The organism is Mesorhizobium sp. CA16, assembly GCF_020165175.1.
In the GTDB taxonomy this organism is placed as follows: domain Bacteria; phylum Pseudomonadota; class Alphaproteobacteria; order Rhizobiales; family Rhizobiaceae; genus Mesorhizobium.
In genome coordinates, this window is the sequence record NZ_JAIUHP010000011.1 from 143792 (window position 1) to 163270 (window position 19479).

The 19479-nt window shown below is 63.1% G+C and carries 18 protein-coding genes; 14 read left to right on the forward strand and 4 right to left on the reverse strand.

The window, feature by feature from the left end:
- The first annotated feature begins 2 nt into the window (after positions 1–2).
- From LB525_RS17170 to LB525_RS17230, 13 genes are all read left to right on the forward strand, one after another.
- Entirely contained in the window at positions 3–1436 is a 1434-nt protein-coding gene (locus tag LB525_RS17170) for a UbiA family prenyltransferase (RefSeq protein ID WP_224545496.1), read from the forward strand.
- Positions 1436–2788 (forward strand): FAD-dependent oxidoreductase, encoded by a 1353-nt coding sequence (locus LB525_RS17175; protein ID WP_224545497.1) that lies wholly within the window; start codon positions 1436–1438, stop codon positions 2786–2788. Before LB525_RS17170 ends, LB525_RS17175 begins: the two co-directional genes overlap by 1 nt.
- Positions 2789–2911: 123 nt before the next feature.
- Positions 2912–3361, forward strand: coding sequence for an EamA family transporter (locus LB525_RS17180; RefSeq protein WP_224545498.1), 450 nt, complete (start codon positions 2912–2914; stop codon positions 3359–3361).
- Positions 3358–4365 carry an NAD-dependent epimerase/dehydratase family protein gene (locus LB525_RS17185; protein WP_224545499.1) on the forward strand — a complete coding sequence of 336 codons (1008 nt, stop codon included), beginning with the start codon at positions 3358–3360 and terminating at the stop codon, positions 4363–4365. The genes LB525_RS17180 and LB525_RS17185 overlap by 4 nt, the downstream gene beginning before the upstream one ends.
- A 23-nt stretch (positions 4366–4388) precedes the next feature.
- Positions 4389–5864 carry an aspartate aminotransferase family protein gene (locus LB525_RS17190; protein ID WP_224545500.1) on the forward strand — a complete coding sequence of 492 codons (1476 nt, stop codon included), beginning with the start codon at positions 4389–4391 and terminating at the stop codon, positions 5862–5864.
- 12 nt (positions 5865–5876) lie between these two features.
- Entirely contained in the window at positions 5877–7109 is a 1233-nt protein-coding gene (locus LB525_RS17195) for a hypothetical protein (RefSeq protein WP_224545501.1), read from the forward strand.
- Positions 7106–7864 carry an FkbM family methyltransferase gene (locus tag LB525_RS17200; RefSeq protein WP_224545502.1) on the forward strand — a complete coding sequence of 253 codons (759 nt, stop codon included), beginning with the start codon at positions 7106–7108 and terminating at the stop codon, positions 7862–7864. The genes LB525_RS17195 and LB525_RS17200 overlap by 4 nt, the downstream gene beginning before the upstream one ends.
- A gap of 142 nt (positions 7865–8006) precedes the next feature.
- The gene (locus tag LB525_RS17205; RefSeq protein ID WP_224545503.1) at positions 8007–10568 is read left to right on the forward strand and encodes an FAD-dependent oxidoreductase; all 2562 of its coding nucleotides are present in this window, start codon (positions 8007–8009) and stop codon (positions 10566–10568) included.
- Positions 10569–10699: 131 nt separating this feature from the next.
- Positions 10700–11641, forward strand: a complete 942-nt coding sequence (locus LB525_RS17210) for a phosphoribosylaminoimidazolesuccinocarboxamide synthase (RefSeq protein ID WP_224545504.1) — start codon at positions 10700–10702, stop codon at positions 11639–11641.
- Positions 11642–11717: 76 nt separating this feature from the next.
- Positions 11718–12560: a DUF1194 domain-containing protein gene (locus LB525_RS17215; RefSeq protein WP_224545505.1), complete on the forward strand. Its 843-nt coding sequence runs from the start codon at positions 11718–11720 to the stop codon at positions 12558–12560.
- A gap of 133 nt (positions 12561–12693) precedes the next feature.
- Complete coding sequence (locus LB525_RS17220) at positions 12694–13644, forward strand: ABC transporter substrate-binding protein (protein WP_224545506.1); 951 nt, start codon at positions 12694–12696, stop codon at positions 13642–13644.
- 61 nt (positions 13645–13705) lie between these two features.
- Complete coding sequence (locus tag LB525_RS17225) at positions 13706–14482, forward strand: ABC transporter permease (RefSeq protein WP_224545507.1); 777 nt, start codon at positions 13706–13708, stop codon at positions 14480–14482.
- Positions 14479–15270 (forward strand): ABC transporter ATP-binding protein, encoded by a 792-nt coding sequence (locus tag LB525_RS17230; RefSeq protein ID WP_224545508.1) that lies wholly within the window; start codon positions 14479–14481, stop codon positions 15268–15270. Before LB525_RS17225 ends, LB525_RS17230 begins: the two co-directional genes overlap by 4 nt.
- Positions 15271–15290: 20 nt before the next feature.
- On the opposite strand, the gene LB525_RS17235 is transcribed toward LB525_RS17230, so the two are convergent.
- The 3 genes from LB525_RS17235 to LB525_RS17240 all read right to left on the reverse strand — a co-directional run bounded on the left by LB525_RS17235 (position 15291) and on the right by LB525_RS17240 (position 17203).
- Positions 15291–16229: a GlxA family transcriptional regulator gene (locus LB525_RS17235; RefSeq protein WP_263482302.1), complete on the reverse strand. Its 939-nt coding sequence runs from the start codon at positions 16227–16229 to the stop codon at positions 15291–15293.
- A gap of 303 nt (positions 16230–16532) precedes the next feature.
- Complete coding sequence (locus tag LB525_RS28580; protein ID WP_263483928.1) at positions 16533–16667, reverse strand: hypothetical protein; 135 nt, start codon at positions 16665–16667, stop codon at positions 16533–16535.
- Positions 16668–17017: 350 nt separating this feature from the next.
- The gene (locus LB525_RS17240) at positions 17018–17203 is read right to left on the reverse strand and encodes a hypothetical protein (protein WP_095764923.1); all 186 of its coding nucleotides are present in this window, start codon (positions 17201–17203) and stop codon (positions 17018–17020) included.
- 221 nt (positions 17204–17424) lie between these two features.
- On the opposite strand from LB525_RS17240, the gene LB525_RS17245 reads away from it, so the two are divergent.
- Positions 17425–18324 (forward strand): LysR substrate-binding domain-containing protein, encoded by a 900-nt coding sequence (locus LB525_RS17245; RefSeq protein ID WP_095764924.1) that lies wholly within the window; start codon positions 17425–17427, stop codon positions 18322–18324.
- Position 18325: 1 nt separating this feature from the next.
- Here LB525_RS17245 and LB525_RS17250 read toward each other — a convergent pair whose 3' ends face one another.
- Entirely contained in the window at positions 18326–19288 is a 963-nt protein-coding gene (locus tag LB525_RS17250) for an alpha/beta hydrolase (RefSeq protein WP_224545509.1), read from the reverse strand.
- Positions 19289–19479 lie beyond the last annotated feature (191 nt).

Consider the following 19479-nt stretch of genomic DNA (forward strand, 5'->3'; position numbering starts at 1 on the left):
CCATGGACGCGAGGTCGGACAGGAACGCAATTCCGCTTGCGGTCGATCTCGACGGTACGCTGATCGCAACGGACCTTCTGTGGGAAGGTTTGTTCATCCTGCTCAAGAAGAACCCGCTCTATGTCTTTCTCCTGCCACTCTGGCTGATCGGCGGGCCGGCCCGGCTGAAGCAGGAAATCGCCGGCCGCATCGACATTGACCCGGCCTCGCTGCCTTACCGCCAGGATCTGCTTGACCGGCTGCGCGCCGAGCATCGGGAGGGTCGCAAGATCGTGCTGGCGACGGGAACGCCGCGCAAATTCGCGGAGGCGATCGCGGCGCACCTTGGCATTTTCGATCATGTGCTGGCGACCGACGGTCCGCACGACATGACCTCCGGCAGGAAAGGCGCGCCACTTGTCGCCGCCTATGGCGATGCAGGCTTCGACTATGCCGGCAACAGCCGGCACGACCTCAAAGTGTTCGATGCAGCGCGCAACGCGCTCGTGGTGGCGCCCGACCGCAGCGCCCGGCGCTGGCAGGCGGCGCATCAAGCCGATGCCATGCCCGCACCGAGGCCGGCGCTGAGGATCTACATCAAGATGCTGCGCATGCATCAGTGGCTGAAGAACGCGCTGATCGCCGTGCCGATGGTGCTGTCGCACGAATATTTCAACCCGAACATGATCTGGGAGTGCCTGCTGGCATTCGCTTCCTTCAGTGCCGTGGCGTCCGCCATCTATATTCTCAACGATTTCTTCGACCTCGCGCTCGACCGCAAGCATCCGACCAAGCGCAACCGGCCTTTCGCCAGCGGCGCATTGTCGATCCCATTCGGTCTCGGCGCGATCGCTACGCTGCTTGCGATCGGCATCGCCGCGGGCCTCTTCCTTCCGATCGAATTCCTTGGCGTGCTTGCCGGCTATTTGGCCGTCACCACCGCCTATTCGCTGTCGTTCAAGCGCATGCTTCTGATCGATGTGCTGACGCTCGCGGGCCTCTACACGATCCGCGTGCTGGCGGGCGCGGCCGCCACCGGCGTCGACGTCTCCTTCTGGCTGCTTGCCTTCTCGATCTTCTTCTTCCTGTCGCTGGCGCTAGTGAAGCGCTTCGTCGAGTTGCGCACCACGGCCATCCCGCCCGGCGAGCGCATCGCCGGCCGCGGCTATCGCATCGAGGACCAGGAAATCGTCGCCCAGGCCGGCATGGCGTCGGCTTTCTCCTCGGCGCTGGTACTGGCACTCTATATGGACAGCCCGGCGGTGCGCGAGCTCTATCCGCATCCGTGGCTGATATGGCCGCTGGCGCCGATCGTGCTTTATCTCACGATGCGCGTCTGGATCCTCGCCCGTCGCGACGAGATGCATGACGACCCGGTCGTCTTCATCATCCGCGACTGGCGCAGCCAGATCGTCGTCGCCATCGGCGCGGTCTTCCTCGTCGCCGGAGGCTGGTGATGAGGCACGAGCGCTTCGGCAGCTTCGGACTGGCGACGCCGCCGGCGCGCAAGGCGATCCCGGCGGACGAGGCGATCGCCCTGCTTAAGCGCGGCGAGGCGAAGACCGGGTCGCTGCTCGGATACGGCAATGGCCGCTCCTACGGCGACAGTTGCCAGAACGATGCCGGCATGGTGGTCGACATGCGGCCGCTCAACCGCATCCGTTCCTTCAACGCCGAGACCGGCGTGCTCGAGGCCGATGCCGGCACGCTGCTTTGCGATATCATCGCTCATGCCGCGCCCTACGGCTTCTTTCCGGCCGTGGTTCCAGGTACCCAGTTCGTGACGCTGGGCGGCGCGATCGCCAACGACGTCCACGGCAAGAACCATCATCGGCGCGGCACCTTCGGCTGCCATGTCGAGGCTTTGACGCTGCTTCGGTCCGACGGCCGGACCTATCGCTGCTCGCAGACCGACAATGTCCGATTGTTCGGAGCGACGATCGGCGGCATGGGGCTGACCGGGCTTATCCTGTCGGCATCGATCAAGCTGATGCGGGTGCCCTCGCTCGACATAGTGGAAAGGGCGACGCGGTTTCGCGATCTCGGCGAATTCTTCGATCTTGCCGAGGCTGCCGACCAGGCCAACGAATATGCCGTCGCCTGGATCGATCAGCTTGCCAGCGGACATGGGCACGGTCGCGGGCTGTTGTTCACGGGCAACCATGCCGAACACGGCTCGCACGCGGCGGCGCGCGCCGGCAGCCGGTTCTCCGTGCTGGTGCAGCTACCATTCAATGTCCTCAATCGGCCCTTCCTCACCGTCTTCAACGCGGCCTACCGCTGGAAGAAGGGCAAGTCCCAGGCTCCGCACCAGGCAGGCTATCAAGGCTTCTTCTTTCCGCTCGACGGGGTCCGCGACTGGAACCGGCTCTACGGTCCGCGCGGGCTTTTCCAGCACCAAAGCGTGGTGCCGGAGGCCAATGCGCGCCGCATCGTGCCTGCGCTGCTTGAGGCGGCGCGGCGGGCGGGCGAGGGGTCGTTCCTCACAGTGCTCAAACGCTTCGGCGATGTCCGCTCGCCGGCGCTGCTGTCGTTCCCGCGGCCCGGCTACACGCTGACGCTCGATTTCCCCAACCGGGGCGAAAGGACGTTGCGGCTGCTCGCCGAACTCGACCGCATCGCAGTCGAGGCGGGCGGCGCGGTGAACCCCTACAAGGACGCCCGCATGGGACCTGAGACATTCGCCGCGTCGTTCCCGCAATGGCAGCAGCTGGAGGCGCTTCGCGACCCTGCTTTTCTGTCGAGCTTCTGGATACGGACGGCAAAAAGACTGGATGCAACGAAAGGTGTTTTTGAAGCCGCAGAATAGATAAAGGTCAGATAAACCATGGTAAATGAAAGATTATACCATGATTTACTCAAAGCATCGTCGAGGCTTCACGAAATCTTTGTGGGTTTGTAATAGGACCGCCCAAGAGGCGGGGTGGCAACAATGAAATACATAATATTCATTCTCTTCACGGTCATGACCAATGCCGCAGCGCAGCTGATGCTGAAGCAGGGCATGATGTCGATGGGGCCGGTCTCCTTCGAGGGCGTCAATCCGCTCGTCAAGCTCTTGCAGATCGTGTTCACCCCCTGGGTGTTCCTCGGCCTGTGCACCTTCGTCATCTCGATGGCATCGCATCTCTACGTACTGTCCAAGGTCGAGCTCAGCTTCGCCTATCCGTTCCTCAGCCTCGCTTATGTCGCCGTGGCGATTTTCGCCTATTTCGTCTTCCGCGAGGACCTCAATGGCTGGCGCATCGCCGGCATCGCCTGCATCTGCGTCGGCACGGTGCTGATCGCGCAAAGTGGCCGGGAAATGGGTGGGCGCGGGCATGAGGACCAGACAGCGTCCATCAATCCCGACAAGATCGGGATAAGCGAGATCGTTCGATGAGACATGTGATTTTCGGCGGCGACGGCTTCGTCGGCCGCCACCTTGCCCCCAAGCTCGCCGCCGATGGCGAGACCGTCGTCGTCGCCGATATCGTCAAGAGCGACCTGCCGCATTACCGCTCCATGCGTTTCGTCACCTGTGACGTCACCGATCCGGTCTCAGTCGCGGCGGTCGGCCTCAGGACCGACGACATGGTCTACAATTTGTCGGCGAAGATGCTGTCGCCGATCCAGGTGCGCGCCAAGCGGCACGATTTCTTCTTCCCGGTGAATTTCCACGGCACCGAGAATATTATCCAGGCGATGGACAAGGCCGGCGCTTCGAAGCTGGTCCACTACACGACCGACATGATCTACGGCCACACGGTCGTGCTGCCGATGACCGAGGACCATCCGGTCGCGCCGCTCGGCGAGTACGGGCTGTCGAAGCTCAAGACCGAGGAGCTCGCCGCTGAATGGCGCAAGCGCGGCATGTCGATCTCGCTGTTCAGGCCGCGCCTGATCATCGGGCCCGGCCGTCTCGGCATCCTGGAAAAGCTGTTCAAGCTGATCGACTGGAATTTTCCGGTGCCGATGATCGGCTCGGGCAGGAACCCTTACCAGTTCATCTCGGTATTCGACTGCGCCGAAGCCGCCCGCGCGGCCTGGAAAGCCGGCGTGCCGAACGAGGCTTACAATCTCGGCTCGCTCAATCCGCCGCCGGTCAAAAAACTGCTCGGCGATCTGATCCGCCATGCCGGCTCCAAGTCGATCCTGCTGCCGACGCCCGGCTGGGCGGTCAAGCGCACGCTCGACCTGCTCGACTGGTTGAACATGCCGATCATGGATCCGGAACAGTATCTGATCGCGGACGAGGAATGCGTGCTCGATGTTTCCAAGGCCGAGCGTCAGCTTGGCTGGGTGCCGCAATATCGCGACGAGGACATGCTGATCGCCGCCTACAACGAATATCGCGCCAAGATGGACGGCCACGCCGTCGCCACCAGACAGGTTCCCGCCGAATAGAGCGCGAAGGGGAGATTTTTCAGATGACCGTCATGGCCAAGCCGGAACATACCGGAACACGCACGCTGGTCGACGCGCCGGCGCTTTCGCCCACAGCAATCGCCAAGCCCGATCTGATCAGCGTCGAGCAGGCCAAGGCGATGGACGTCGCCCGCATCACCGACCTGTTCAAGGCTCATCTCAACCCTGGACAGCTGCATTTCATGAAGCTGCTCGGCTTTCACAAGGTCAAGATCGAGCACGCCGAGGGCATGTTCTATATCGACCAGAACGGCCGCAGGATCCTCGATTTCTTCGGCGGCTTCGGCTCGCTGGCCTTCGGCCACAACCACCCGCGCATTTTGGAAGCCCGGAAGAAATTCCAGGAGGAGAAGCGCCAGGAGATCGCCATCGCCTTCATGTCGCAATATGCGGCAGCGCTTGCGCACAACATCGCCAAGTGCTCGCCCGGCGATCTCGACATGGTGTTCCTGGGCTCGTCGGGTTCTGAGGCCATGGAAGCGGCGGTGAAGCTCGCCGAGCGCGCCGCGGGCCCGAAGCGGCCGAAAATCGTCTATGCCGAGAATTCCTTCCACGGCAAGACCAAGGGCGTGCTGGCGATCACCGACGGCCAGCTCTACCGCGCCGATTTCAAGGTCGCAGACAATGTCGTGCGCGTTCCTTTCGCCGACATCGACGCGGTCGAGCGGCTGTTCAAGAGCAATCCGGAGATCGGCGTCATCGTGCTGGAAACCATCCAGGGCGGCGGCGGCATCATCCAGGCGCCCACGGAGTACTGGCAGAAGCTGCGCGCGCTTTGCGACCAATATGGCGTTCTGTGGGTCGCCGACGAAGTGCAGTGCGGCTATGGCCGCTCGGGCCGCTTCTATGCTTTCGAGCATTACGGCGTGGTGCCGGATGTGACGGCGCTGGCGAAATCGCTGGGCGCCGGCAAGGCGGCGGTCGGGGCGATGATCGCCAGGCGCGACATCTACATGAAGGCCTATGGCACGCCGAAGACGGCGATGATCCACGCCATGGCGACTTTCGGCGGCATGGGCGAGGCCTGCGTCACCGCGATCGAGGGCGTCAACGTGCTCTATGACGAAGGGCTGATCGACAACGCCGCTTCGACGGGCGCATACCTGTTGCAGCGGCTGCAGGCGCTGAAGGAAAAATACCCGAAGATCATCAAGGACGTGCGCGGCAAGGGTTTTATGATCGGGCTCGAGTTCCACGACTTCTCGCAGACCCTGCCGATGGTGCTCAGACCGGTGGTGAGCGTGCTTGACGACAAGCTGAAAGGCTCGCTGTCGGGCTTCGTCGGCTCGCTGCTGTTGCGCGACTATGACGTGCTCGTCGCCTTCACCGAATACAACCGCAACGTCATCCGGCTCGAGCCGCCGCTGATCTGCCAGTCCGAGCATGTCGACCGCTTCGTCGACGCCTTCGACAGCCTTTTGTCGCGCGGCATCGTGGCGATCGTGAAGGACTTCGTGAAGAGCCAAGTCGGTAAATAGGGGCCGCTGAGAATGCTGACCAGCCCCTCCGCGCCAACCAATCCGCTGGAAAGCCTGACCGGCGCCGGCCTGGCGTGGGGCGAGGGGGCTTACGCGAAATGGGCAGCATCGATCGGGGCGGTCGCCTTCTCGCTCTATATCCTGCTGACCGCCGCGACCGCCTGGTTCATGCCCGACGCCAACTGGGACATGCTGCCTTATCTGGCGATCGCCGAGGAAAGCGCCTATCCCGAGCCCCAGGCGCTGCATGACTATGCCTACAGCACGGTCAAGCAAGGTGTGTCGGCCGGCGATTACAGGACGCTGACCGACGACGGCGGCGGCTTCCGCAGCCATATGGCGCAGAATGCCGCCGATTTCCATTCGCTGCTCGGCATGTACCGGATCAAGTTCCTCTATGCCGAAATTCTTTCCGGCCTCAGCCATGTCGTCTCGCCGGTCGAGGCGATGCGGCTGGTGCAGGTGGTTTCCGTGCTTCTGTTCGGCGCCATTACGCTCGCTTGGCTGCGCGCCGAGGACGCGCTGGCGCTGGCGCCTGTCGTCGGCGCCTTGCTGATCATGGCCGATTTCGGCGATGCGGCGCGGGCCTCGACGCCGGACCTTCTGTGCTCGGCACTATTCCTCGGCGGTGTCTTCGCCTATGTGCGCAAGCGCGAGGCGGCGACGGCGGTCCTGCTGTTCCTCGCGTTCATGGCCAGGCCGGATAACATCGTCTTCCTCGCCATTTTCGCGGCGCTGCTCGTCGCTTTCCGTGAGAAGGCATGGGGCGCGCTGGCAGGCTTCGCGGCCTCTTTCGTCGCCTATTTCGCCATTTCGCACTGGGCCCAGCATCCCGGCTGGTGGCCGCATCTTTGGTTTTCCAGTATCGAGCAGCACTACAACATGGACGGGTTCGACCCGCCGTTCTCGGTAACGGCCTATCTCAAGGCCTTCGCCGCCTCGGTGGTGCGTGCCATCAACGTCAACAGCTGGGTCGGCGTGTCGGTTCTGGCACTGGCCGGATGGTACGGCCTGAGCCGCGCCGGCTTCCGGCTCGACCGCCGCGCCGGCATCCTGCTGGCGGCGCTTGTGCTGGGCGTGCTGGCGAAGTTCACCGTCTTCCCGATCCACGACAGCCGCATCTACTTCCCCAATCTTCTGCCGCCCTTCCTGCTGCTTGCCGCGCCGCTGATGGCACTGTGGGCATCGGCAAACCAGGGCAGGCACCGCGCCGCGCTGCAGGTCATTCCCGGAGACAAGTCATGAACTCGCTTTCCAGTCTCGCGCGGGTTCTTCTGTCGCTCGGCCTTCCGGCCGGCCTGCTCGATCGCGGCCCCTCTCTGCAGGGCACGAAATTCCTCGCCAAGGCGGCGCTTAAGGCACGGTTCGGCGGCAACGGCCGGCCGTTCCAGATGGTCAATGTCGGCGCCTGCGACGGCGCGCTGTTCGACGACGTGACGCCCTGGCTGCACCGGATCCCCGGAGCGTGCGCGATGCTGGTCGAGCCGATCCCCTACAATCAGAAGCGGCTGCGCGCCAATTACCCGGATGCCAGCCGCTTCGTCATAGAGCCGGTGGCGGTGACCAGGACCAAGGGCACGATCACGGTCCATACATTCGATGCCGCGGCGCTTGAAGCCGGCACGCTGCCGATCGAGTTCATCGGCTGCTCGTCGGTCACCGACACCAATCTGATGTCGGGCAAGAACGCCTGGGGCGAGGCCGACGGCAATTTCAACAAGTTCGCGCCGCACTTGAAGGATATCGAGGTGCCGTCCGAAACCTTGCAGACTTTGCTCGACCGCAATGGCATCACCCACATTGACGCTTTCCTGGTCGACTGCGAAGGCGCCGACTGGATGGTGTTCGAACAGCTTGACCTTGGCCGCTATCGTCCGGGCATGATCAAGATCGAGGTCGGCGCGCTGCCTGCGGCCGAGATTGGCCAGGTCGTGGTAAAGCTCAAGACCGCGGGCTACCAGGTCGGCTTCCAGGCCGAGGACGTCTGGGCCTTCGACTAGCCAATTCATCTCAGCGCGAGGGGTCGCGCCGTACCTGCGGCGTGTCGCAAACAGGCGGTAGCTCAATCCGCGACCTCTGCATATTGTGCGCCATTCGAAAGGCGCGCAAACGCGCCCGTCCATCATTCCGGAGTCGCGGGCAATGGCAGAGTTTCCGAAAAAGGCGAAGGTCGTCATCGTCGGCCTGGGCGGTATCGTCGGCGCTTCGGTCGCGCATCACCTGATCGAGCGCGGCTGGGACGACATCGTCGGCATCGACAAGTCGGGCATCCCGACCGATATCGGCTCGACGGCGCACGCCTCGGACTTCTGCTACACGACCAGCCACGACTTCCTGTCTTGCTGGACGACGCTCTACTCGATCGATTTCTACGAGAAGATGGGCCACTACGCCCGCGTCGGCGGCCTCGAAGTGGCGCGTGTCGGCGACGACGCCCGCATGGACGAGATCAAGCGCAAGATCGCCTCGGCAAAATCCTTCGGCACTCGCGCGCGGCTGATCGAGCCGGCCGAGATCAAGCAAAAATTCCCGCTGATCGAGGAGCATCTGGTGCAAGGCGGCCTGTGGGATCCGGATGCTGGCCTCGTCATCCCGCGCTCGCAGACGGTTGCCGGCAAGCTGGTCGACCAAGGTGTCGCGGCCGGCAAGCTCCAGGCTTTCGCGAACACCTCGGCCAAGGAACTGATCGTCGAGAACGGCCGTATTAAGGGCGTGGTGACCGAGCGCGGCACGATCGAGGCCGACTATGTGGTCGTCTGCACCGGCATCTGGGGCAGGCTCACCGCGGCGCTGGTCGGTGAGGACCTGCCGGTCATGCCGATCGATCATCCGCTGACCTTCTTCGGCCCCTACAACGAGTTTGCCGGCACCGGCAAGGAGATCGGTTGGCCGCTGCTGCGCGACCAGGGCAACTCGGCCTATATGCGCGACACCGGCGATCCGAAAACCGCCGAGGGCGGGCAGATCGAATGGGGCTATTACGAGGAGACCAATCCGCGTCTCTGCCACCCGCGCGATCTCCTTGAAAAAGACCAGGCGCGGCTCTCGCCGTCGCAGCGCGACCTCGACATGGAGCAGATCATGGCGCCGCTGGAGCGCGCCATGGAGCTGACGCCGATCCTCGGTGAGCTCGGATATAACGAAGGCCATTCCTTCAACGGCCTGCTGCAGGTGACTACCGATGGCGGCCCGTCGATGGGCGAAAGCCAGAAGGTGAGGGGGCTGTGGTATGCCGTCGCCATTTGGGTCAAGGACGGCCCGGGCATGGGCAAGCTGATCGCTGACTGGATGACCGACGGCCGTACCTCGATCGACCATCACGCGATCGACTATTCGCGCTTCTATCCGCACCAGATGCAGGAACAGTTCATCTGGGATCGCTGCACCGAGACGGCGATGAAGGTCTACAATCCGGCGGTGCATCCGCGCGAGCCCTTCTCCAAGGGCCGCAATGTCCGCCGCTCGCCGTTCTATGAGCGCGAGAAGGAGCTTGGCGGCTATTTCATGGAGTTGGGCGGCTGGGAGCGCGCCCATGGCTACGCGGCCAACGAGCATCTGCTGGAGAAGTACGGCAACCGCGTGCCGGTGCGCGAGAACGAGTGGGACAACCGCCACTTCTGGCGCGTCTCCAACGCCGAGCACCTGGCGATGAGCGAGGATTGCGGCATCGTCAACCTGTCGCATTTTTCGATGTATGACATCGAGGGACCCGACCATGTCGCGCTGCTGGAATGGCTGTGCGCGGCCAAGATCGGCGGCGACAGCAATATCGGCAAGGGCATCTACACCCACTTCCTCGACGAGGAAGGCATGGTGCGCGCCGACTTTACCGTCATCCGCATGGCCGATCGGTGCCGGCTGATCGACGGCGCCGACGCCGGCCCGCGCGACTTCCGCTACATGCAGCGCACCGCGCAGGACAAAGGCTTCGACGTCACCGTCACCGACGTGACGGAGAAATACGTCACCATCGGCATCTGGGGACCGAATGCGCGCACAACCCTGCAGAAGGTGGTCGAGGATCCGAACGGGCTGACGCCGGAGAATTTCCCGTTCGCGGCAATCAAGCCGATCCGCATCGGCGGCAAGGACGTCACCGCCTTCCGCATCTCCTATGTCGGCGAGCAGGGCTGGGAATTGCATATGCGCTACGAGGACGGGCTCGCCGTCTGGGACGCGCTGCGCTCGACCGGCGTCATGCCTTTCGGCGTCGAGACCTATGCCAACACGCGCCGCATGGAAAAGAGCCTGCGGCTGCAGAACGCCGATCTGCTCACCGAGTACAATCTGCTCGAGGCCGACCTTGCCCGTCCAAAGGTCAAGGAGAACGACTTCTGCGGCAAGGCCAAGCACCTGGAATATCGCGCCCGCGAGCATCAGCCGGCGATGCTGTGCACGCTGGTAATGACCGACAACAAGGACGCCAAGGGTGTCGCGCGATATCCGGTCGGCACCATGCCGGTGCTGGATCCCGCCACCGGCGAGACGCTGGTCGACGAGCTCGGCCGCCGCTCCTTCACCACTTCGGTCGCCTACGGCCCGACCATCGGCAAGAACATCGCGCTCGCCTATCTGCCCTGGGCCTATTGCCAGGAAGGCCGCAAGCTGCAGGTCGAGTATTTTGGCGAGACCTATCCGGTCGAGGTGGCCGGTGTCGGCTACAAGCCGCTCTACGACCCGGAGAACCTCAAGCCGCGGAGCTGACAACCGGCGCAATAGCGGCAACTGGTCGGAAAAGCTTTGGCCTTCCTCGGAAGGCCTTCAGGCTTGGCTTGATGTGCTGGGGGCCAACGGCTTATGTGGCCCATCAGCAGCCCGCGAAAGCCACACGCCCCATGCGCATCCTGTCCGACGCCTTCATTCCCGAACTGCCCAACCGCTACAACGGCAAGGTGCGCGAAAACTACGATCTGCCGGACGGGCGCCGCATCATCATCGCCACCGATCGTCTGAGCGCGTTCGATACGATCCTGGCCTCGATCCCATTCAAGGGGCAGGTCCTCACCCAGACGGCGCGCTACTGGTTCGAGGAAACAGCCGACATCTGTCCCAATCACGTGCTGGAATATCCCGATCCCAATGTCGTGGTTGGCAGGCGGCTCGACATGCTGCCGGTCGAGATCGTGGTGCGCGGCTATCTGGCGGGGGCCACCAGCACCTCGATCCTGACCAAATACAGGAAGGGCGAACGGAGCTTCTACGGTCACACCTTTCCCGATGGGCTGCGCGACAATGAAAAGCTGCCGCAAGCGATCATCACCCCGACCAGCAAGGCCGCCAGCGGCGGCCATGACGAGCCTCTGTCGGAAGCCGAGATCATCGAACAGCGGCTGCTCACGCAGGCGCAGTGGGACACGGTATCGCGTTATGCGCTGCAGCTGTTCGCCCGCGGCCAGAAGCGCGCCGCCGAACGCGGCCTGATCCTGGCCGACACGAAATATGAATTCGGCACTGCGCCGGACGGCGCCATCGTGCTGGCGGACGAGATCCACACTCCCGACAGCAGCCGCTACTGGATCGCGGCGAGCTACGACGAGGCGTTCGAAAGCGGCGGACGGCCGCAAAGTTTCGACAAGGATTTCATCCGGTCGTGGGTGTCGGCGCGCTGCGATCCCTACACGGATCCGATCCCCAAAATTCCCGACGAGATCGTCAACCAGGCCTCGGCGGTCTATATCCAGGCCTACGAGGCGATCACGGGCGCGAAATTCGTGCCCGACCTTTCCGGTGACAGCGTGCTGGAACGCATCCGTTCGAATCTCGCGCGGTATTTTTAAGCGGTCCCGCGGCGGCGGAATCCGATGCCCGGATTCCCGGCTTTTGCGCGCGGCGATTTTCGCCTAACCTTGCTCCATGTCTGCTTATGCCCGCGCAAGGCATATTTTTTCAGGCAGTGCCGCGCTGGCGCTGGCGCTCTGGCTGACACCGGCAGCTTCTCCCGCCGAGCCCGTCGATGTCGAGCTGGTGCTGGCGGTCGATGTTTCGCTCTCGATGTCGCCGGCCGAGCTTGAGATCCAGCGTCATGGTTATGCCGCGGCGCTGACGCATGACAATGTGCTGAAGGCCATCGCCGACGGCGCCTACGGCAAGATCGCGGTAACCTATGTCGAGTGGGCAGGCACGACCTGGCAGCGCGTCATCGTGCCGTGGACGGTGATCGCCAACCGCGCCGATGCCGAGAAGGTGGTGGCGCAACTCGATGCCCATCCGCCCGACAGCGCTCGGCGGACCTCGATCTCCGGCGCGCTGAGCTTCGGCAGCGACCTGTTTGCCGAGAGCGGATTCCAGGGAACCAAGCGCGTCATCGACATCTCCGGCGACGGACCCAACAACCAGGGCGCGCCGGTCGACCTCACGCGCGACGAGGTGGTCAGGCAAGGCATCACCATCAACGGGCTGCCGCTGATGACGCGCGGCGGTTTCAGCGGCGCCTTCGACGTCGAAAATCTCGACCGCTATTACAGCGACTGCGTGATTGGCGGACCGGGCGCCTTCATGATCCCGGTTAATGACTGGACGCAGTTTCCCGAAGCGATCCGCCGCAAGCTGGTGCTCGAGCTTGCCGGTCCCGCTTCGCTGCAATGGGCGGCGCAAGAGGCGGCGCATCCGCCGGTCGTGCTCGCCGACGACGGGCCGGCCGCGGATTGCCTGGCGGGCGAGAAGATGTGGCGCAACCGCGGCTGGGGCACGCCGTGAGCAATCGAGAAGCCCCTCAAGGTCCGCCGGCGGGCGTCGGATTGGACCATCGTCGAGTGCGGCTTCCGCTTCATTGACAAGCCTTTTGGGGTCTGTGAGACAATTCGCGCTCACCACAAAAAGGGGAACCACAATGAAAAGAACCTCCATCTTCGCGGCGGCGCTGACGGCGGCCGCGGTGCTCAGCGCGCCGGCGATGGCGGCGACGTCGATCACCATCGGCATCAGCGGCTGGACCGGCTTCGCGCCTCTGACCTTGGCCAAGCAGGCCGGGCTTTTCGAAAAGCACGGGCTCGACGTCACGCTCAAGAAAGTGCCGCAGGCGAGCCGTCCGCTGGCTATCGCCAGCGGCGACCTGCAATGCGCGGCGACCACGGTCGAGACCTGGATGGTGTGGAACGCCAGCGGCGTCACCACCAAGCAGATCTTCCAGCTCGACAAATCCTATGGCGCCGACGGCATCGTCGTGCGCAACGACATCAAGACCGTCGCCGATCTCAAGGGCAAGAACGTCGCCTCGTCCGCGCCTGGAACCTCGCCCTATTTCCTGCTCGCCTGGGTGCTCAACAAGAACGGCATGTCGACCAAGGACGTGACAGTCGTCAACCTGGAGCCGGACGCGGCGGCGCAAGCCTTCCTCGCCGGCCAGAACGATGCCGCCGTCACCTACGAGCCCTTCATCTCGGCCGTGCGCGACAAGGCCGACCAAGGCCACATCCTGGCGACCACGCTCGATTATCCGATGGTGATGGACACGGTCGGCTGCACGCCGGATTTCCTCAAGGCCAATCCCGATGCCGCCAAGGCGCTCGCCGACAGCTATTTCGACGCGCTCGACATGATCAAGAAGGATCCGCAGAAATCCTACGAGATCATGGGCGCCGACGTGAAGCAATCAGCCAAGGAGTTCGAGGACTCGGCCAAGTACCTGAAATGGGCCGACAAGGCGGAGAACAAGCAGTTCTTCACCAAGGATTTTCAGGACTTTTCCAAGACCGCGGCAGAGCTGCTGCTGCAGATGGGGCTGATCAAGGAAGCGCCGGATGTGTCGACGCTTGCAGACACCAGCGCGATCGCCGACTGATCGCGTATCGCCCGATCGGCGGCGTGACGCCGCCGATCCCTCCTCTCAAGGACTTTTCCTGATGCTGCGCCCCTTGCATCCCGTTGCGCCGGGCACGCGAACCGTGCTCGGCGTCGCCTTCTTTGTCCTGTTCGTGGCGTTCTGGGCGTGGATCACGCTCGACGGCCATGTGAACCGGATCTTTCTTGCCGATCCGCTGTCGATGCTGAAGGATGGCTGGCGGTTGCTCGTCGAAGACCGGTTCTGGCTCGATATCCTGATCACCATCTGGCGCGTCTTCGGCGGCTTCGTGCTGGCGTCGATCGTGGCCGTGCCGATCGGCATCGCCATGGGCGCCTGGAAGCCGGTCGAAGCCTTCCTCGAACCGTTCGTGTCCTTTGCGCGCTACCTGCCGGCGTCGGCCTTCATTCCGCTGCTCATCCTGTGGGCCGGCATCGGGGAACTCGAAAAGCTCCTGGTTATCTTTGTCGGCTCGGTGTTCCAGATCATCCTGATCGTCGCGGTCAAGGTCGGCAGCACGAGGCGGGACCTGGTCGAGGCAGCCTATACGCTGGGTGCGACCGACAATGGAATCGTCAAGCGCGTCATCATGCCGGCCAACGCGCCGGAGATTGCCGAAACGCTGCGGCTGGTGCTCGGCTGGGCCTGGACTTATGTCATCGTCGCTGAGCTGATCGGCTCCTCGTCGGGCATCGGCTACATGATCATCAACAGCCAGTCGCGGCTGGCGACGGGGCAGATCATCTTCGGCATTATCGTCATAGGGCTGATCGGGCTGTTGTCCGATTTCGCCTTCAAGGCGCTCAACCGCTGGCTCTATCCATGGAGCCTGGCGTGAGCAAGCTTCTGATCGAAGGCGTTTCGCGGACCTTTGCCGGGGTCAGGGGCGGGGAGCCGGTGCGAGCGCTGCAGCCGGTTGAGCTGTCCGTCTCGGCGAATGATTTCATCACCATCCTGGGGCCGTCCGGCTGCGGGAAGTCGACGCTGCTGAGGATCGTCGCCGGGCTGGAGGCGCCGAGCACCGGCCGCGTGCTGCTCGACGGCAAGGCGGTCACAAGGCCGGGGCCGGACCGCGGCATGGTGTTCCAGTCCTACACGCTGTTTCCCTGGCTGACGGTCGCCGAGAACATCGGTTTCGGCCTGCGCGAGCAAGGCCGGCCCGAGCGCGAGCGCAACGAGATCGTCGCCTCCTATATCGATCTCGTCGGTCTGAGGGGTTTCGAGAACCATTGGCCGAAGCAGCTGTCGGGCGGCATGCAGCAGCGTACGGCGATCGCTCGCGCTCTTGCCAACGATCCCGCGATCCTGCTGCTCGACGAGCCGTTCGGCGCGCTGGACAACCAGACGCGCGGGCTGATGCAGGAACTGCTGCTCGGCATCTGGGAGCTGCGCAAGAAGACGGTGCTGTTCGTCACCCACGACATCGAGGAGGCGATCTTCATGGCGTCGCGGGTGATCGTGATGAGCGCCCGGCCCGGCCGCATCAAATCGGACGTGCCGGTCGACCTGCCGCATCCGCGCCTCTACACGCTGAAGACCAGCCCGGAATTTTCCGCGCTGAAGGCGCAACTCACCGAAGACATCCGCATCGAGGCGATGCGGACCGCGCAGACGCAGTCCACCTAGAGGACTTCGCCTCTGCCTGCTCAAGCTGCCAGCAACTGCTTGCGGTCGACGCGCTCCTGCTGCGGCGAGCGGGCGTAGAGCTCGCGGTAGCATTTGGAGAAATGCGAGGCGGAGACGAAGCCGCAGGCCACCGCCACTTCGACCACCGGCAGCGACGACTGGATGAGCAGGTGCCTGGCGCGGTCGAGTCGGATCTCCAGATAGTAGCGAGCAGGCGAGCGGCCCATCTCGGTGCGGAACAGGCGCTCGATCTGCCGGCGGGAAAGATCGACATGGTCGGCGATCTCGATCAGCGACAGCGGCTCGGCTAGGTTGGCTTCCATCAGCTCGATGATGGTGAGCACCTTCGAGTTCTGAACGCCGAGGCGGGCGCGCAGCGGCAGGCGCTGGCGATCGGTCGGGCTGCGCACGCGGTCGGTCAGCACCTGCTCGCAAACGCGGTTGACGAGGCTTTCGTCGAAATCGTCGCCGATCAGCTTCAGCATCATGTCGAGCGCGGCGGTGCCGCCGGCGCAGGTGTAGACGTTCTGGTCGACCTCGAAGAGGTCGGCAAAGACATTGGCCTTCGGGAATGCCTCGGAAAAGCCCGGCAGGTTTTCCCAATGGATGGCGCAACGCTTGTTGGACAAGAGGCCGGCGGCGGCCAGGATATGCGCGCCGGTGCACAGGCCGCCGACGGCGACGCCGCGGTTGTATTCCTCCCGCAGCCAGGCGAAGGCAGATTTGTTGTGGTAGCGCTCGACATTGATGCCGCTGCAAACGATCGCCATGTTCGGCCGATCCGGCCCGGCCATCTTCTTGCGCTCTTCCTCGAGCGAGGTGTTGACGGCGCATTCGACGCCGTTCGAAGCGCGCACCGGTTTGCCGTCGATGCTGGCCAGCCGCCAACGATAGGCTTCGTAGCCGAGCATCCGGTTGGCCGAGCGCAGCGGATCGAGCGCCGTCGCAAAGGCGATCATGGTGAAATCGGGAATGAGGAAGAATACAAACGATCTCTTGATCGGATGCTTTACGGCATTCACGGGAAACCTCACGCAGCCATGACGCGAACAGGATGTCGCGAACAGCATAGCGACAACAGGAAAAATCATTCCTGTCAATCGGGTAGGCGGCTAAGTGAAGATTAAATTTGCGACACGGGTCGCAAATGGGCAATTCGTGCAACTGCAGGGCGTCTCTTCGCCGACGTCAGGTGGCAATGCCCCAATAAAAACGCCGCCTCGGCAAGCCGGGCGGCGTTGAATTCAGCATGCCGAATTGTCTCAGGCGACGAAGCCGAGACGGGCAGCAGCCATGGCGCCGGTCTGGCCGGGCATGGTCTTGGCAAGACGCTGACGTTCCATAGCGGTTGTCAGGTTCATTTCACGGCGGGTGAACAGGCGGGCAAAGAGCTTCATCGTCATCTCCATTTGGTTGCTCAGACGGGTCGCCTTCGCTTAATGGAGTGGGGCAGCTCGTTTTGGCTGACGGTGATATAGGCTCAGTTCAGCAAAAACTGAATCGCAAAAGCGAAGCGCTTGTTATGAAAAGCGACATCATTTGCGACGTTTTTAGGCGGGGTGCTCAAAATTTCCGATAATTTACAGCGGCTTAATTCGAAAATTAACGCGCTATGCGACTTGTTCATATGCGTCATGCAGCGGCCGCATGGCTGGAAAAGTCATTTGAATGCAAATAAAAGGCTCTAAACAAACGAAAGGCCTGCCGAGCTGATCCGGCAGGCCTTCAGAACTCCATACACACTTGATTACTTCGCTCCGGCCCAGCTTCCGACACCGAGGCGCAAGCCGGTCTTGGCGTCGGCGGCTTCCGGCCAGCCGATATCCTTCTGCAGTTCGATCGGCAGGGCATGGATGGCGCGTTCGGTCTGGTAGCGGGCGCGGGCCGCGCTGAATTCGGTCGCAAGCCGACCGATGGACGACAGGATAGACATTTCTTTCTCCTCTATGCGGGCAGGGAGGGGCGCCCGTCATTGCGTTAAACCAGGTCTGTTTCAGCTTCATTTCACGTCGATTGCAGGACTGTGTCAGGGTCGTTTCATGACTGCTTTTGGCAGCATCCTGTATCGATCGAGTTGACTATGCGCTTGGAGTGATGTTCAATCAAACGAAATGGAATGATGGATTGCATCAGAAAAATTGAAGGCAGGCTGCCATGAACGCCCCGCTCAATCATCCTTTGCCGCTGCTTGACCTCGATGTGCTGCGCACCTTCGTGGCGATTGCCGAGACCGGCAGCTTCACCACCGCCGCCAATGCGGTGTTCCGCACGCCGTCGGCCGTCTCGATGCAGATCAAGAAGCTGGAGGATATCCTCGGCCGTTCCGTCTTCGCGCGCGACGCGCGTTCGGTGACGCTGACCACGGATGGCGAGATGCTGCTCGGCTATGCGCGCCGGCTTTTGTCGATCAACCGCGAGGTGGTGTCGAAGTTCATCATTCCCGACATTGTCGGCGTGGTGCGGCTCGGTTCCCCGGACGACTATGGCGAGCGCGTGCTGCCGCATGTGCTGAAGCGTTTTGCCCAGTCGCATCCCTCGATCGCCGTCGACGTCACCATCGACCAGAGCATCAATCTGCGCCGCCGCATGGACGACCGCGCGCTCGACATCACGCTGCTCACCAATTCCTACAAGACAAGCGCGATCGGCGCGGAGGTGCTTTTGACCGAGCCGATCGTGTGGGCGGGCGCCAAGGGCGGCTGCGCGCATCTGCGCGAGCCGCTGCCGGTGTCGCTGTGGGAAGAAGGCTGCGCCTGGCGGGCGGGAGCGCTCGAAGCGCTCGGGCGCGAGGGCCGCAACTACCGCATCGCCTATATGAGCGCACACACGGCCGGCCAGCGCGCCGCGATCATGGCCGACCTCGCGGTGGCGCCGCTGCCGAAGTCCTTCCTCGGCGACGACATGGTCTCGCTGGGCGCCAAGGACGGCATGCCCGAGATCGGAACCTACAATCTTGCCATGGTGGTGGCGCCTGATGCGAGCGCGCCGGTGAAGGCCGTGGCCGACCATATCCGGGCGACGTTCGAAGTGTTCCGGGAAACCGGCAAGTTCTGAACTATTCGGCCGCGGGCGCGGAGCGGGCTGCGAAAGCTGCTTTCGTCCTGCGTCGAGCGCGGGCTCGGGCTGGCGCCGGAACGCTGAGGAAATCGACGATGGAATCGCGAGCGCGGCGCGCCTCGGGCATCTCGATCAGCGGCCAGACGTGGAACATGCCTTCCTCGTAGACCAGGTCGACCTCGACACCGGCAGCACGCGCGCGTTCGGCGAAGATGAGATTATCTGGCGTCAGCATGTCGCGTGAACCGGTCAGCAGCAGCGTCTTGGGCAGCACGGACAGGTTGCCGTAGAGCGGGCTGATGTGCCAGTCGGTGCGGTCGAAACCGGCGCTGTAGAGCCGCACCGCTTCCAGCCCACCCGCAATACCCAGCCACGGATCCTGCCGCTCGGCCTCGAAGACTTCGGGATTTGCAAGCGAAACGTCGAGACCGGGCGAGATCAGCACATGGCGCGACGGTGCCGGCAGCCCCTCCTCGGCGGCCATCATGGTCAGCACAACGGCCATGTTGCCGCCGGCGGAATCGCCCATGAAGACGATCTCTTGCGCCTCAGTCTCTTCGAGCATGCGCCGGTAGACGTTGCCGACCATGCCGAACATGTCATGGAAATTGTGCTCCGGCGCGATGGGATAGATCGGCACGGTGATGCCGAAACCGAGACGCTCGGCCATCTCGGCGATCAGCCCCCAATGGTAGGAGGTGATCTGAAAGACATAGGCGCCGCCATGCATGTAGAGGATGCGCCGGCTTTCGCCCGCCTTCGGCGCGATCTCATAGACGGGAAAGCCGTCGATCTCGGTCTCGGTGATGCCCAACCGTGCCCTGAGCAAGGCCGGCGGATGATAGTCCTCGGTCTTGCGGGCGTAGGCGATCCAGCGCTGCAGGTTCTCGGGACTGGAAAACGCCTTCTTGCGGCTGTGCCTGAGAACGAACGAAACGAGATGGCTTTTCAAACTGGGCATGCAGATACACGCACTTCGGCAGAGCCGACTAAGAGAATTCCCCCCGCTCTGCGAAGATTGTACCTCAGTTAAAAATGTCAAGGATCACGCTGGCACATCGGCGTGATCGGATGGTGCCGGTTCTTTGTTTGCGCGATTTCGGGCGGAAGGCTACGCCGAATTGTCGAGCCTAGCTGCGCACTGTTCTGGAA